This is a genomic window from Clostridium sp. AF37-5 (genome assembly GCF_003477605.1).
Taxonomy (GTDB): Bacteria; Bacillota; Clostridia; order Lachnospirales; family Lachnospiraceae; genus Eubacterium_F.
Genome location: NZ_QUDR01000034.1, coordinates 1 through 14775, shown reverse-complemented (window position 1 = coordinate 14775; position 14775 = coordinate 1). Strand labels below are relative to the sequence as shown.

Genomic DNA, 14775 nt, shown 5'->3' with positions numbered 1-14775 from the left:
TGGGGATAGCTTTGAAAATTGAAATTTTATCTATGTAAAGAACCCGCAAATTCAAGTTTGTAGATGCAAATACATAGTAAAAAGGACAATTATGAACCAACTAAATAACATTTCAACCCCAAAGGGAAGAAAGGTATTTTCAAGAAGAATACTTTTCTTCTCTTTTTTTATTTTAGCAGTCATTGCTTTGGCTCTGGGACTTTGGTTTTAGTAATGCAGGCGCAGATGGTGGCAGAATCTCCGAATCTGTATATTGCCAATCTGCCGAAAGAACAGCAGGAATCAAAGGATTTTGTGCGTTGTATCTGCCTGGACAATAATCAGAAAAGAGGGTGGGCGGAACTATTGCAGAAAAACTGGAAAACGATTTTATATCTGCTGGATGAGGCTCAGTTTGTGGATGCAGACACACCGCCGAAACTGGATCTGCGTATGGAAGAACTGGCAAAAAAGAAGCCGGATCATCCGGCGGTAAAAGCCTATCAACGATACCGGGGTGGTCCGGATGAAACGATTCGTTCCGTCATTATGACCGTAAATGCCCGTATGCAGCCTTTTGATAATGAGGAATTGTTGGAAATCTTTTCATCCAATGACATTCCGTTGGATGAGTTTGGAGTAGGAATTGACGGAGACAAGAAAACAAAAAGCAATCTGTTTATCATTATCCCGGATGACGATGACACCTTTAATTTCGTGCCGGGCATGGTTTACACGCTGCTTTTTCAGGAGTTGTACCGTCAGGCAAGATTCTTTGGAGGAAAGCTGCCGATGGATGTCGGTTTCTGGCTGGATGAAATGGCAAATATCAAGATGCCGAATAACTTTGATAAGATTCTTTCGACCTGCCGGAGCCGAGGTGTGTACTGTGTACCGATTTTACAGTCTCTGGCACAGTTAAAAACACTTTTTGCGGATGGTGCATGGGAGGGAATTGTGGGGAACTGCTGCAGGCACAGGCTCCGGAAGAAGTGATAAAGTCAATTATCCGCCCGGAGATAGAGGAAGGACAGGTACTGCAGAAAAAGAAGATGTGGATGGAGATGGAAGGAAAGTGATTTGGATTATAAAGATTATGCATCTATACCGATTGCAAATAATATTGCAACAGCGAATTTTTTGATTCGTTCTACACTTGTGAATGAACAGTATTCACATCAGATTGTAAAATTTAAAAATACTGTAGATGTCAGAGTAAAAGATATGCAGTGATATGTTATTTCACAACAAAAAAAGGTCGGTTTACAACATGTCGGCTAGCTATTAAAAGACTTTTTCCGATATAATAAATATAATAGTATGTAAGTAAGGAAGTGACAAGATGCAAATAGCAATCTGCGATGATGAAAAATCTATAGGATTGATATTAGAAGAAAAAATAAAGAAATTATTACCGGATGCAGTAATAGAAAAATATTTATCTGGTGATGAATTGATTGCAAGTGGTTGTAAGCCGGATATTCTATTTTTAGATATTCAGATGCCAGGAATGGATGGAATGGAAACGGCAAGGCTTCTGCGTCAGAAAAATGAAAGAATGGTATTGATATTTGTAACTGCTGTGGAGGAGTATGTTTTTCAGGCATTTGATGTTGCAGCATTTCATTATCTGGTGAAACCATTTTCCGATGAAAAATTTGAGGAAGTTGTGAAACGTGCGGTCAGAAGCATTGAACAATATTCTGAAAATCAATCGGATGAAAAATACATGATGGTGCAGTCCGGAGGAAGTCATATGAAAGTGTTTTTGAAGGATATTGTGTATGCTGAGGTATATAACCGAAAAGTCATTATCCATACACGGGATACGAATATTGAATATTATGGAAAATTGCAGGAACTGAGTGAAATTGCGGGAGCAGATTTTTTTCGTACACACAGAGCTTACCTCGTACATTTCAAATATGTTCAGAAATATGATGCAAATTGTGTGACGATGGAAAATGGAACTGCACTGATTGCAAAGCAGAATTATCCTGAGTTTGTAAAACAATATTTGAAATATAATCAGAGGAAAGGAAAAGAAATCGGATGAGTTTGGTAGAAAAATGCTGGATGGTTACATCGAAAATTTCTGTTATTGCACTCCTTATGATTACAGGAATTTATTTTGGAAAATTTGTTTGTCCTTATATAAAAAAGAAAAAAGGGGCTGTGGCAGTCAGTATTGTTTATATTACGATTACGCTTGTTTTATATATGATTCCGCCACAGATTGACAATTTTTCCGCATATCTGATTGGAGTTATAGCAGCATTTCTTACAATGTATGTAGAGGACAGAAAAAATATATATCAGAAAATATTTCTTGCAATTACGTTCTTTTCTATCCGATGGTTAACGGTTGCAATGGCAGACAGATTTGATGTTCTTGTTACAAAAGCACTTGTATTTCGGAATATGGATGCAGAAAAAGTGTGGTTGCAATACGGACTATATGTTGGAACCAGAGTTTTGGATCTTGTACTTTGTATTGCTTTTATTGCGATTGCAATAGGACTAATCAATAAAGCGTATATATACAAAAAAGATGAAATGAGTGTCAAAGAGATGGTAATGCTTATTATACCTTCACTTGTAGGCGTCACCGGGTATGGCATTTTACAATATTATCTCATGATATACGAAAGAGATACTGGAAAGAACTTGATTGATACATATGAATTTTATGGAGCTTTAAGCTTTTTACACTATCTGATTTCCATAGTTGCTATTCTTGTTGTGATTGTAATGTTTCAAAACTGGAAAGAGATGCAGGAAGAACAGCGGGGACAAGAGCTGGTATTAAATCAGATCAGTGACATGAAAAAGCATATCGAGGAAGTTGAAAAGTTGTATCGGGATATCCGCTCCATGCGACATGATATGGGAAATCATATACAGACACTGGAACATCTGGTGGCACATAATAATATGGATGATGCTACAGAATACTTGGAACATCTGAAAAATGAATGGGACGAGGTATCTCCGGAAATAAAGACAGGAAGTCCGGTGATTGATGTCATTTTGATGGAAAAGCTGAGAGAAGCAAAAGAAAGGCAGATTCGGTTTATATCAGACTTTCATTATCCGCAGAATACGAAGTTAAATGCATTTGATCTGAGTGTGATCATGAATAATGCCTTGAATAACTGTATGGAAAATGTAAGTGGAGATGATCCATATATCAGCATTTCTTCTTTTCAGAAAAACAGTATCTTTATGATAACCATAAAAAACAGTTTTGAGGGTCAGCTTAATTTTGGTGATAGCGATTTGCCAGAAACAACCAAATCTGGGAGGGAACATGGAATGGGTCTGAATAACATTCGCCGAGTTGCCAGAATGTATATGGGAGATATATCTTTGGAGCAGGGAAATGAGGAAGTAATCCTTAGCATTATGATGCAGGTAGAATAAAGAAATAAATTGACACTATGTATTTTGTAAATTACAGAAATATGTAGTGCTTGTTTGAAGCTTCACAACGAAAAAAGGGCGGTTCACAACATCGCGGTTTATTGTGAAGAAAGATATGCCGAAAGAAAAAATAAAGAGAAATCATGTTATACAGATTTTCAGGAAACGGATTTCAGAGTATTAGTTTAAGGAGGACAACGAAATGATGAAAATTAATGGATTTAACGGAACGAATACGCAGACAGGAGCAATGGGAATGGCACAGGCGAATGATTCTGTGAGCAAAAATATTCAGAATCAGATTGCAAATGCACAGCAGAAATTGCAGGACTTATCATCAAATGAAGAACTGTCATTAGAGGATAAGATGAAGAAACGTCAGGAGATACAGCAGGAAATTACAAATCTCAATCAACAGTTAAGACAGCACCAGATTGAACATAGAAAGGAACAGCAGAGAAAAAAATCATCTATGGATGATATGGTGGCTGGTACAAAAAATACATCTGCAAAGAAAGGAACAGGCTTGTCACAGGCAGGTATGCGGGCAATGATTTCCGCAGAATCATCTATGAAGCAAGCAAAAGTGCAGGGGAGTATGGCAACACAGATGGAAGGAAGAGCCGGTGTGCTTGAGTCTGAAATCAAGCAGGATGCTGGAAAAGGCAATACCGAAAAGAAAGAAGAAGAACTGGCAGATTTGCAGGCAAAAGCGCAGTCTGCAACAGCAGCACAGATGTATTCACTTTCAGATGCAAATAGATCCATGGAAGAAGCATCAAAGGCAGACAACAGTACAGATGCATCAGAAACAAAGAAGGATCAAACTCAGAAAGCAGAGAATACACAGGAAAATGCAGATACGACAACAGATGCATCAGAGAATGCAGATGTCAAAACAGAAACAGCAGAAATAATAAAAAATCCAGCATCAGAAAGTGGACAGTCGGTAGTATATACACCGATAGATATACGTTTATAGTTCGGAAAGGAGGCTGGTGTTATGTCAGAAATCAAAAGTTTTAGTGATTATACAAGTAAATATAACAGCAATGTAGATTTTTCAGCTTTGTTTAGTGGAATATGCCGGTATACAGTATTCCTTATCCACAGATAAAAAAAATAGCGGCACTAAAAAATCATATATGGGGATTGTAAGAAAAGAAGAAATCGGATATAGTAAAAACAGTTATCAAATCTGAAACAGGTCACAGGTGTAGTCTGTCTAATACTTTCCGGCAGTAAATTTACCCCATCAATGACGGCTTCAGGCTCGATTTTGCTTAGCATGTAGTCGTATCCGCGTAAGAATTCCTTCTTGTTTTGCTTACTCTGATTAACCGCCAAAATGTTTGCCCCTGCCAAATAAAGCTCGTTCATAACCGAACTGAGAACTCCGGCATTGTCCTGAAGCTTGGCGTTGATTGTTGTGGCATCATCCCCCTGCTCGCTGTACTCAAATATTTTATCCTTATATTTATAGTATGCCGAGCAAGATATTCCTGCCATCTTTACAGCCTGCGATGCGTTTGCCGCCTCTCCCGACTGCAAATAGCCCTTTGCCTCAATCACTTTTGCATAAACTTCCGGCAAAACAGACATATCTAGAAGTAAATAATTAACTTTTCCCATAGTGTACACCACCTGTAGGCAGTTGTATTACTGTGAAAAACACTTTGTTGTATATATTTCGTTCTATTTTGGACTAATCATCCTTGTATTCTCTGTTCAACGGAAAAGTAACTGTCATAACAGTTCCCTTTTCTGTACTTTCTTCTGCCTGCACTTTGCCACCGTGAATATCAGCAATTTCCCAAACCAAAGAAAGTCCAAGACCCACACCGCCATTTTCTCTGCTACGGGATTTATCCACACGGAAGAACGGCTGAAAAATACTTTCTTTATACTTTTCTGGTATTCCGCAACCTGTGTCGGCAACCCTGACAACAAGATCGTCACCATCCTGAGAAACAGAAACACGCACAGTTCCGTCAGGGCGGTTATACCTGATTGCGTTTTCCGTCAAATTAAAGATCAAACGATAAATCAAGGTGTCACTGCCCACCATAGTGCCGGTGCCGTCACATTCAAGAGTGACCCCTTTTTTCTCTGCCACAGGAGAAAGGTCGGCAAGAATTTCCTCAATCATCGGTGCAAGCTCAATGCAGTCATTACACGGCACAGTTCGAAGCTCGCTCATTTCAAGCAAAGTCTTTGTAACCTGCGACATTCGCCCTGTTTGTTCCTGCAATAATTTGAGGAAGTCGGCACTTTCGGCATCCAAATCAGGATGCTCAACAGAAAAAAGTTCAAGTTGTGCCTGAAGCAATGCAAGAGGGGTGCGCAATTCGTGTGCGGCATTGCCGGTGAACTGCCGTTGTGCCGTGAACCCCTCGTCAAGTCGGTCAAGCATCTGATTAAAAGAAATGCTGAATTGCTTGAACTCGGCAGGCACATCATCGGTTATCTTCATATCGGTCAAGTTATTCGGCTGAACATTTTCAACCCTTGAAGCAAAGGTGTGCAAAGGCTTCAATGCTCTGCCACTGACAAAGTATGCCAAAACACCGCCAAGCAATGTTACAACCGCTGTTATGCACCAATTTGTAGTGGAAAACGACTCCTGTGCACCGTTAACTATAATAGTTACTTCTTGGTCAAGGTCGGCACTTTCAGGGTTAAAAAATTCCTGCTCACCTTTATACGAATCGCTGTTAGCAGAAATGTCACTGCCGATAGAATCCATATAATGTCTGCCCGAATAACCGATAAGGGAATTCATAGACACGCAGGTTATACCTATAAGTATAGCAGTCATCAAAGTGATACGCCATTGAAGAGATATTTTTTTCATTCTTCTTCCCCCATTACATAGCCCTCACCGATACGATTGCGAATCGGGTCATATCCAAGAGAAGTGCGAAGTTTCTTTCTCAAAGCAGAAATATGTACCCTTATCGAATTGCTGAAATTGTCAACGCTATTGTCCCACACATGTTCAATAAATTCTTCCTGACTTATGGGGCGACCTCTGTTTACCATAAGATATTCAAGTATGCCTGTTTCCTTGCGGGTCAACGGCAAAGGTTCGTCTCCGACAATAGCCTTGCGAGATTTTGTGTCAAACGAAACATCACCGCAGGTCAGCACAACATCATTTTGAGTGAACTGTCGGAGGGTAAGACTGCGAATCCTTGCAGCAAGTTCTTCCAAATGGAACGGCTTTGCCAAATAATCGTTTGCACCTGCATCCAAACCGTCAACCTTATCAGACACTTCACTACGGGCAGACAAAATCAGCACCTTTGTGTCACGGTCGGTTTTTCTGAGTGTTCTCAAAACAGTCATGCCGTCAGCACCCGGTAAATTCAAATCAAGCACAACGAGGTCAAAGTTATCGTCAGCAAGCATTTGCATTGCGGTTATTCCGTCATAGCAACAGTCAACGCTATAAGCGAGACGCTTCAAGCTACGAGCGATTGTTTCACACAATATTCTTTCGTCTTCAACAACTAAAATGTGCATAAAAACTCTCCTTGCTTTAAAGTATATTTATAATTATGATTATAGCACAAAAACATAAAATCTGTGTTAAATTTCTGTTCTTAACGAAAATTTTATATCCGATGTGCTACAATGACGCTAGAAAATGAAAGGAGTGATTGAATTGACCAGAGCAAAAAAGGCTTTATCACAGGCAGTACTGCTTATTTCGGGAGCTATTATGCTCGGCTTCGGCGCAATGCGTGGCGAAACTGAAACCGTTTTGAGTAAGGCAATCAGGCTTTGTTTGGAGTGTGTAGGAATTGGATAAAAAGAAAACAAAGAATAAAAACCATAATAAGAAAAAATATACGGCATCAAACCAATTAGCCAAATTCCGAGGATGGATTCAGGCAGGAGCAACTCTGCTGACAAATATTCATCTGCCAAACTTTTTTAAAGGCGAAATTTATCAAGGCAAAGGCAAGGCCGTTTGTGTGCCGGGTCTGAACTGCTATTCCTGTCCTGCCGCATCGGGTGCTTGCCCAATCGGCTCATTTCAGGCGGTAGTTGGATCGTCAAAATATAAGTTTTCCTATTATATAACAGGATTTCTCATTTTGTTGGGAGTTCTGCTCGGACGCTTTATCTGCGGATTTTTGTGTCCGTTTGGTTGGTTACAGGATTTGTTGCACAAAGTCCCGACCAAAAAGTTTTCAACAAAAAAACTCAAGCCACTGACATATATCAAATATGCAGTACTGCTGTTGGCAGTTGTTTTATTACCGGTGCTCATAGTAAATGATTTGGGGATGGGCGACCCATATTTCTGCAAATATATATGTCCGCAAGGTGTGCTTGAGGGTGCGTTGCCACTTTCGGCAGTCAACGAAGGTATCCGTTCGGCATTGGGACAACTGTTTTCGTGGAAACTTGTTGTGCTGATTTCGGTAGTCGTTTTGAGCGTGCTGTTTTACAGACCGTTCTGCAAATGGATTTGCCCACTCGGTGCATTCTATGCACTGTTCAACAAGGTTTCGCTGTTTGGGATGAAGGTAGACGAGCACAAATGCGTTTCGTGCGGTAAATGTGCAAAGGTGTGCAAAATGGATGTTGATGTTACAAAAACACCTAACAGCACCGAATGTATCCGATGTGGAAAGTGCATAAGTGCCTGTCCTACCGAAGCGGTTAGCTTTCAATACGGCTTTGGCTTGTTTAGAAAAACAGTAGACGAAAACGCAAAAATTGAAAACAAAACAAACAAAAACGAAACAATAAAGGAGGAATAATTATGAAATTTTCAAAAATTTTAACAGTAGTATTATTAGTTTCTGTATTGGCAATCAGCCTTATTGCCTGCTCAACATCAAAAAACAACAAAGACGAAAAACAGTCAATAGATTCAAGTATTTCAACCTTGATGGCAACAGAACCGAACAGCGCTGACGAGGCTTCAAAGCTCCACAATCAGCTTATGGAAAAAGAAAACGAAATCTTGTCAACAGACAAAGCTCTTTGGGAAAAAGTATTTATGGCTTCAAACAAAGACAATCCAATGATTGAGGACGGCACAAACTACGGTGACTTCCTTCTCAAGACAATTGAGGGTGCAAAGGACCAATTCACAGATGAGGAATACAAAAAACTCGTTGCCGGTGCAGAACAAATCAAGGAAATTGAGGGCAAACTCACAATCTTGGAGCAAAAATATCCTGAATGTGCAAATGCACCTTCAAACGGTGACAGCGTTCCGGCTGACAGCAACGGCGTTATTTCAAACGGCGGTGGCGCAACAAGTTTTCCGTCATTCGACGGCAAGGACCTTGATGGCAACGATATAAAGAGCAGTGACTTTTTCAAAAGCAACAATGTAACAGTTGTTAACTACTGGTTCAGCACTTGCAAGCCATGTGTCGGCGAACTTCCGGAATTAGAAGCACTCAACAAGAAACTTGCTGAAAAAGGCGGTCAGGTTGTCGGCATCAACACATTCACAATTGACGGTGACAAGACAGCAATTTCAGAAGCAAAGGACATCCTTTCAAAGAAAGGTGTAACATACAAGAACATTTGGTTTGATTCAAACAGCGATGCAGGCAAGTTCACATCAGGCATTTTCTCTTACCCAACAACATATGTTGTCGACAAGAACGGCAACATTGTAGGCGAGCCAATCGTTGGTGCAATCACTGAAAAAAATCAAGCAAAGACACTTGAAAAACTCATAGACCAGGCTTTACAGGTCAAATAAGAATAAAGCATAAAGTGATAACCTCTCCCGAATTGAACTGCCCCAAGTTGTGCAGACAGCACAAAAAAACAGGTCTATGGTAGAATAATTAAATTTTAAGCAACAAACTGATTTCGTTTTTCTAACGGAGTCAGTTTTGTTTGAATACGGTAATTATTGTGCGAGATTGAGAACAAATTAAAAACTATTATATCTGGTAGTCTTCAGGAATATTTTGGTACATCTTGGCTAGTTAAAGGCCTTCCTAAAAACACCTATACCAAGGCAAAGAAGCTAAGACACAATGAATTCTTAGATTGAGTGCAATTAAGAATAAACTATCCAAAGAATCATATAGTGTTCCAGTTGACGAATATAGTTATGTAAGAAGTGTTTACGACTGGATTATCTCAGAAATTTACAATAGTAGACAAGTGTAATATTGTAAATTTTAAGAGGATAAAGAAATTCAGCAAATCTACATCCAATTTCAATAAAATCAATTTTGTGATAAAAACATACCGTCTAGACAGCTACTTTTTTAGCTATTATCCAAAAGACACATAATATATAGGCTCGAACGGTGAAAGTGCCCATTTGGGTCTATTATTGTATGAATTCATGCGTTACAACCAGAGCAAGATCCACCCATGTAATACAGTATTGTCATTTTGACAATTTTGCATTACTTACATTCAATTAACCGAAAAAATAAAAATTTTTAATCAAGAGCCTGTATTTATGCCCTTCATCTTTTGAATATGTGTAAGGACATTTTTGAGCCGGCAGAAAAATGGCTGTGCAGGAGTCGGAAATGTGGCACCTAGTAAAGTAACTGAGAAATATAAAAGAAATAAACATCATGAAGTAAATTATTGCTATGGGGAAGGAGAGAGTTTGTGATGAGAGAAGAATGGAAGAGTGGATATTTGAGAAGGTTCAGTTTTACCAGATGATTTTATGGAGCGTATAACAGAAATCTTCTTATATCAGATGGATAAGAAGCAAAGCAAGCGGTTATTGTGGATGATTGTGCATAAACTATTAAATAAGATGGTATAAGAGAAAAGAGTGTCTTTTATGGCACTCTTTATGTACCCATAGAAATTAGTTGAAAATTTGGAGGTGGTGTTATATACTTATTATGAAGAAGTATATAGAAACGGAGGGCTGCATGATGGCTTCCGCAACTGATAAACAAAAAGACAGTTTGAAAGAATATATGAAAAAAATTAAAGATATAAAACTCAGAGTTCCAGAGGAATATTTGCAACCTATTAAAGATCATGCAAAAGGCAAAGGAATGAGTGTTAATCAATTAGTTATCTCATTACTTGAAAAAGATATGGGGATAGAAATAGTAACTGTAAGGGAACAAAACAAGCAAAATAAGGAAAATGAAAAACGAATAACCGGTTGATAAGAAACACGAATTTCATCCGAAATTTTAAAGGAGGTATGACCTATGTTAGCAGCAGTAAAGGGAATTGTAAAAGGTAACACAGTAGTTATTGATGATGAAGATATAAGAGATTATGACGGAGCAGAGGTTATTGTTACTCTGTTGAACTATCCACAGAGAAAAGCAAAGAAAGCACCTGTTGACTGGGATAGTTTTGTTATTCCAAGTGAAAGAGGTTTACATGTTGATGAGTATATGAAGGAGATGCGAGAGAATGACAGATTATAAAAAGGCATTTGTAGATACTGCACCATTCATATACTTTATTGAAAAGGACGAAAATAATCCACAATATTATGATAAGGTAAAGAATTTTTTCAGTAATGGGTATGAGGCAGACAAAAAGTTTGTAACTTCTGTAATTACAATGGAAGAATATTTTGTGTTCCCATACAGAAACAAATTATATTCATTTATTGATATGTTTGATAGGCTTGTAGAAACTACAGGAATGGAAATTATATAATGGTCTCATAAATTAAGACACTGAACACGACATTTCTTAATGAATCTGATATACTATAACCAACAAATGAAAGAAGGTACTTATTATGTCCAGATCAAGAAGAAATTTCAGTGCTGAATTTAAAACCAACCTCGTACTCCAGCTGCTCAAGGGGGAGAAAGAACTCAATGTCCTTGCTGTTGAAAACGATATTCAACCAAATCTCCTGCGCAACTGGAAGAAGGAATTCCTTACAAATGCTTCTCTTGCTTTTGATAACAAGAGGGAAGACAATCTCCGGGAAAAACTTGCCGAAGAACGTAAGGAAAAAGCTGAATACGCCAAAAAGGTCGGTCAACTTACTATGCAGGTTGACTGGCTCAAAAAAAATCTGAAGAAGTTGTCGGACCTGACTACGAGAGTAAATTTAGTCCGAAACCTTTCGACGACTAAAGAATTGCCAGTTTCTACCGGTGCAAAGCTGCTTGGAATTAATCGTACCAGCGTATATTATGGCGGCATCCCCGTTTCAGAGGAAGAACTGGAATGCAAAGCTATCATTGACCATCTGCATACGGATAATCCTACTTGGGGAGCCCGTCAGATGTCTGCTCAACTTAAACTGCGCGGATATCATGTTGGACGCCGTAAAGCGGGCAGATGTATGCGTGAAATGGACATTTCACCGATTTATCCAAAGATGAATTTGTCTAAGCGCATGAAGCAGGCAAAAGTCTGTCCGTATCTGCTTCGTAATGCAGTCATGGACCGTCCCAATCAGGCATGGTCGATTGACATTACATACCTTCCAATGAAGCATGGATTTCTTTACCTGACAACCATTATCGACTGGTACAGCCGTTGTATCGTTGGTTGGGAGATTGATGATACTCTGGATACCACTATGGTCATCAACGCCTGTAAAAAAGCATTTAAAGTAGCTAAGCCGTTAATCATCAACTCGGATCAGGGCAGCCAGTTTACCAGCGACAAATACATCGACTTTATTCGAGATAATGGAATCCGTCAAAGCATGGATGGCAAAAGTCGATGGGCAGATAATATCATGATTGAACGCTGGTTCCGCAGCTTCAACTATAAGGAAGCATACCTCACGGAGTATGCTAATCTCAAGGAAGCGAGAAAAGCCATTGGAAGATATATCTACACCTATAACTTTGAAAGATGCCATCAGTCCATTGGGAACAAGCGGCCTGCCGAGGTATACTATCCGGTAATGCTTCTGGATACAGCCAGAGCAGCCGCATAATATAAAAATCCGGGAGAGGCTTCACGCATTTTCCATGTAACCCGTCAACATATCAGTTCATTATAAAAATATCAAATTTTTGTCTTGACAACTGAGCCATTATATAAATTATACGAAAAGGAGTAAAAAATGAAGCTATACAATAAGATAGTTAGTATTGTTTTGGCATTTTCAATCTTCGCTATTTCTGCAGCACCGATATATAGTGCTGCAGAAGTGAAAGGAAGATGTGGATTAGATTGTACCTATACATTGTCGGACGATGGCTTGCTTTATATTAGCGGAACAGGAACAATAACAAAGAAATTCAATGAAGATGAACAGATTAACAAAAAAATTAGAAAAATTACCATAGAAGATGGAATTCAAAAAATAGGTGAAAAAAGTTTTGCAAATTTGATGTATCAAAAGATGGATATATCATTACCCAATTCATTGATAGAGATAGGAAAGGACGCATTTAACTTTTCATGGACGTCCGATATCCAATTTCCTAAGAATTTGAAAAAAATAGGTGATAATGCATTTGAGGACAATTACTTACAATATGTTGTATTGCCCGATTCACTAGAGGAACTAGGAATATTCGCATTTGCGGGTGGTAAATATATAAAAGAAGTCCACTTTCCGGCTAATATGACCACAATACCAGCGGTTTCCTTTTCGGAATGTTTGAAACTTAAAACTATTGAATGGCCGCAAAAATTAAAGAAAATAGAAGAGCGTGCTTTTGAAAACTGCAATTTTGAAAAATTTAAAATTCCTGATACAGTAGAAAGTGTAGGGAGGTCTGCCTTTTATAATTGCAGTCGGTTAAAAACGATTACGGTAGGGAAGTCAGTGCGGGAAATATCAAAAAATTTTGTCGAGAGTTGCTTTTCCTTAAAAAAGATAGTGAATCTTTCCAAAACTGCGATTCCACTTGACACACTAAAGGGTAAAAGAAACTGGTATGTAGGAAAGAAAAAAGTTGCGAAATTGAAATCAGGAAAAACTGCGAAAGCAATTTTTCGAAAATATAAAATAAAGTATGCACTCGACGGAGGAAAGGTTACGGGGAAAAAACCAAAAACATATAGATATCGTCAAAAGACAAAATTGCCAAAGAAAGCGAAAAAAAAGGGCTATACTTTTATTGGGTGGTATATTTATACCCTAAATGACTGGGAGTGTTTTCCTGAATGTATACCAGAAAAACTATTTGGTACGCTTAAAGTAAAAGCGATATTCAAAAAATATAAAGTATCTTCTTCAAATGGAAGAATTAAGGTGACAGTGAAGGATAAGAGTTTCGGGAAAAAAGGTTATAAAAAGAGCAGTGATGCCTATTATTTCAGGTATTCTGAGAATAAAGACATGTCAAATGCTACAGTTGTGGTGTTCACAGCCCCTTATGGAAACGGCTTGTCAAAGAGGTTGGAAAAGGGAAAAACCTATTATGTTCAGATTACAAGGTATTTTGAACCTTATATGGAAGACAGCGAGGATTACGAAGAACCATTTTGCGGTTGGCATTGTAAAAGAAAGATTAAAATAAAATAATAAAGAATGAACAGAAAGAATCAATATTTTTACAAAAAGGTTATAGTCTTGTCGAGATTATAACTTTTTTGGTTTGCCCATCATGGACGTTATCTAATCGGTACTCGCTGTAAGTCCGTAAAGTGTTCTGATAGTGGGAAACTTACAGCTAATGTCAAGGGTATCCATCGCGAGGTGTGTTGTGGAATCTGAGGGAAGTCGGATGGTAAGCCGAAGCCCAATAATTATACGAAGGTATACGGGGTAAGTGCGGCAGATATGTGGAGGGAAAGATTACGCCCTTTAACTGGGGAGATCTGTATAGTTCGCTTTGTAGATTAATATAATATTTACTCCCTAGTAACTTCATGCTGCATGACATGGCTGAACATACAGAAGTCAGTTCAAATCGTAGTACCAAAGAAGTCTATGAAAGTAGATGAAGGAAAGTCTTGATGGTATGATTTCAAGAATTAAGCAGACTAATTCGTTTTGGCGTAGGTTGGAGTGATGGATATTCCCGTTTGGCATCTGATTTATATTTTTATAAACCGAGTTCATACAAACCAGCAGGTTTGTTTTCAAAAACTATATATGGTTCATCGACTGGTACTATATTAGACCAAGAATTAGGTCAATATTTAAAATGATATTTCTATTCTATTGGAATTAATGATATTAGTATAGCTCCTGAACAAGAATATGATCCATATAGGTCTAAATATTTTCTTACCGTTTATGCATTTTGGTAGTACATATTATATCTGTATTCCACGTAAGCCAATATGAGGAATATGATGAGTAGAAAAAAACATGAATGTTTAAAATGTGGTATTGATAGGATGAAATATTTTTAAAAGTCCCTAAAAATTTTACGGACAGTCTGACTTTGAAATCAGACTGTCTTTTTTTGTATTGGCAATAAAAATAAACCACCTGCTATGCAGGTGTGTTCCCAA

16 protein-coding genes are annotated in these 14775 nt (G+C 38.3%); 13 read left to right on the top strand and 3 right to left on the bottom strand.

Annotation, left to right across the window (positions count from 1 at the left end; genetic code table 11):
* Positions 1 to 225 precede the first annotated feature (225 nt).
* From DW019_RS14265 to DW019_RS14245, 5 genes are all read left to right on the top strand, one after another.
* On the top strand, positions 226 to 975 hold the full coding sequence (locus DW019_RS14265) for a type IV secretory system conjugative DNA transfer family protein (protein ID WP_182431157.1): 750 nt from the start codon (positions 226 to 228) through the stop codon (positions 973 to 975).
* Between the two features lie 84 nt (positions 976 to 1059).
* Entirely contained in the window at positions 1060 to 1212 is a 153-nt protein-coding gene (locus DW019_RS14260) for a methylglyoxal synthase (protein ID WP_022376675.1), read from the top strand.
* Positions 1213 to 1321: 109 nt separating this feature from the next.
* Positions 1322 to 2035: a LytTR family DNA-binding domain-containing protein gene (locus DW019_RS14255; protein WP_117479212.1), complete on the top strand. Its 714-nt coding sequence runs from the start codon at positions 1322 to 1324 to the stop codon at positions 2033 to 2035.
* Positions 2032 to 3402 carry a GHKL domain-containing protein gene (locus DW019_RS14250; protein ID WP_118443997.1) on the top strand — a complete coding sequence of 457 codons (1371 nt, stop codon included), beginning with the start codon at positions 2032 to 2034 and terminating at the stop codon, positions 3400 to 3402. The genes DW019_RS14255 and DW019_RS14250 overlap by 4 nt, the downstream gene beginning before the upstream one ends.
* Positions 3403 to 3604: 202 nt before the next feature.
* Entirely contained in the window at positions 3605 to 4384 is a 780-nt protein-coding gene (locus DW019_RS14245; RefSeq protein WP_118443996.1) for a FlxA-like family protein, read from the top strand.
* A 149-nt stretch (positions 4385 to 4533) separates the two neighbouring features.
* Here the strand turns inward: DW019_RS14245 and DW019_RS14240 are convergent, their stop codons facing one another.
* The 3 genes from DW019_RS14240 to DW019_RS14230 form a co-directional block, all read right to left on the bottom strand.
* Positions 4534 to 5034 carry a hypothetical protein gene (locus DW019_RS14240; RefSeq protein WP_118443995.1) on the bottom strand — a complete coding sequence of 167 codons (501 nt, stop codon included), beginning with the start codon at positions 5032 to 5034 and terminating at the stop codon, positions 4534 to 4536.
* A 73-nt stretch (positions 5035 to 5107) separates the two neighbouring features.
* The gene (locus DW019_RS14235; protein WP_118443994.1) at positions 5108 to 6256 is read right to left on the bottom strand and encodes an ATP-binding protein; all 1149 of its coding nucleotides are present in this window, start codon (positions 6254 to 6256) and stop codon (positions 5108 to 5110) included.
* Entirely contained in the window at positions 6253 to 6927 is a 675-nt protein-coding gene (locus tag DW019_RS14230; protein ID WP_118443993.1) for a response regulator transcription factor, read from the bottom strand. The genes DW019_RS14235 and DW019_RS14230 overlap by 4 nt, the downstream gene beginning before the upstream one ends.
* A 124-nt stretch (positions 6928 to 7051) precedes the next feature.
* On the opposite strand from DW019_RS14230, the gene DW019_RS14225 reads away from it, so the two are divergent.
* From DW019_RS14225 to DW019_RS14190, 8 genes are all read left to right on the top strand, one after another.
* Positions 7052 to 7216, top strand: coding sequence for a CD1871A family CXXC motif-containing protein (locus DW019_RS14225; protein WP_104802871.1), 165 nt, complete (start codon positions 7052 to 7054; stop codon positions 7214 to 7216).
* On the top strand, positions 7209 to 8177 hold the full coding sequence (locus DW019_RS14220; protein ID WP_117479218.1) for a 4Fe-4S binding protein: 969 nt from the start codon (positions 7209 to 7211) through the stop codon (positions 8175 to 8177). Before DW019_RS14225 ends, DW019_RS14220 begins: the two co-directional genes overlap by 8 nt.
* A 2-nt stretch (positions 8178 to 8179) precedes the next feature.
* A complete protein-coding gene (locus DW019_RS14215; RefSeq protein WP_117479219.1) occupies positions 8180 to 9139 on the top strand; it encodes a TlpA disulfide reductase family protein in 960 nt (319 codons plus the stop codon).
* 1153 nt (positions 9140 to 10292) lie between these two features.
* Positions 10293 to 10538, top strand: a complete 246-nt coding sequence (locus DW019_RS14210; protein WP_147353038.1) for a hypothetical protein — start codon at positions 10293 to 10295, stop codon at positions 10536 to 10538.
* Between the two features lie 45 nt (positions 10539 to 10583).
* Entirely contained in the window at positions 10584 to 10808 is a 225-nt protein-coding gene (locus tag DW019_RS14205; protein ID WP_118443991.1) for a hypothetical protein, read from the top strand.
* Positions 10795 to 11046, top strand: coding sequence for a hypothetical protein (locus DW019_RS14200; protein ID WP_118443990.1), 252 nt, complete (start codon positions 10795 to 10797; stop codon positions 11044 to 11046). Before DW019_RS14205 ends, DW019_RS14200 begins: the two co-directional genes overlap by 14 nt.
* An 85-nt stretch (positions 11047 to 11131) precedes the next feature.
* Entirely contained in the window at positions 11132 to 12295 is a 1164-nt protein-coding gene (locus tag DW019_RS14195; protein WP_118443989.1) for an IS3 family transposase, read from the top strand.
* Positions 12296 to 12424: 129 nt separating this feature from the next.
* On the top strand, positions 12425 to 13837 hold the full coding sequence (locus DW019_RS14190) for a leucine-rich repeat domain-containing protein (protein WP_118443988.1): 1413 nt from the start codon (positions 12425 to 12427) through the stop codon (positions 13835 to 13837).
* The last annotated feature ends 938 nt before the right edge of the window (positions 13838 to 14775 follow it).

Excerpts from the sequence above, each read along its gene's own strand:
- DW019_RS14265 (WP_182431157.1), top strand. The coding sequence starts at position 226 with ATGGTGGCAGAATCTCCGAATCTGTATATTGCCAATCTGCCGAAAGAA.
- DW019_RS14255 (WP_117479212.1), top strand. The coding sequence starts at position 1,322 with ATGCAAATAGCAATCTGCGATGATGAAAAATCTATAGGATTGATATTA.
- DW019_RS14250 (WP_118443997.1), top strand. The coding sequence starts at position 2,032 with ATGAGTTTGGTAGAAAAATGCTGGATGGTTACATCGAAAATTTCTGTT.
- DW019_RS14245 (WP_118443996.1), top strand. The coding sequence starts at position 3,605 with ATGATGAAAATTAATGGATTTAACGGAACGAATACGCAGACAGGAGCA.
- DW019_RS14240 (WP_118443995.1), bottom strand. The coding sequence starts at position 5,034 with ATGGGAAAAGTTAATTATTTACTTCTAGATATGTCTGTTTTGCCGGAA.
- DW019_RS14235 (WP_118443994.1), bottom strand. The coding sequence starts at position 6,256 with ATGAAAAAAATATCTCTTCAATGGCGTATCACTTTGATGACTGCTATA.
- DW019_RS14230 (WP_118443993.1), bottom strand. The coding sequence starts at position 6,927 with ATGCACATTTTAGTTGTTGAAGACGAAAGAATATTGTGTGAAACAATC.
- DW019_RS14225 (WP_104802871.1), top strand. The coding sequence starts at position 7,052 with ATGAAAGGAGTGATTGAATTGACCAGAGCAAAAAAGGCTTTATCACAG.
- DW019_RS14215 (WP_117479219.1), top strand. The coding sequence starts at position 8,180 with ATGAAATTTTCAAAAATTTTAACAGTAGTATTATTAGTTTCTGTATTG.
- DW019_RS14210 (WP_147353038.1), top strand. The coding sequence starts at position 10,293 with ATGATGGCTTCCGCAACTGATAAACAAAAAGACAGTTTGAAAGAATAT.
- DW019_RS14205 (WP_118443991.1), top strand. The coding sequence starts at position 10,584 with ATGTTAGCAGCAGTAAAGGGAATTGTAAAAGGTAACACAGTAGTTATT.
- DW019_RS14200 (WP_118443990.1), top strand. The coding sequence starts at position 10,795 with ATGACAGATTATAAAAAGGCATTTGTAGATACTGCACCATTCATATAC.
- DW019_RS14195 (WP_118443989.1), top strand. The coding sequence starts at position 11,132 with ATGTCCAGATCAAGAAGAAATTTCAGTGCTGAATTTAAAACCAACCTC.
- DW019_RS14190 (WP_118443988.1), top strand. The coding sequence starts at position 12,425 with ATGAAGCTATACAATAAGATAGTTAGTATTGTTTTGGCATTTTCAATC.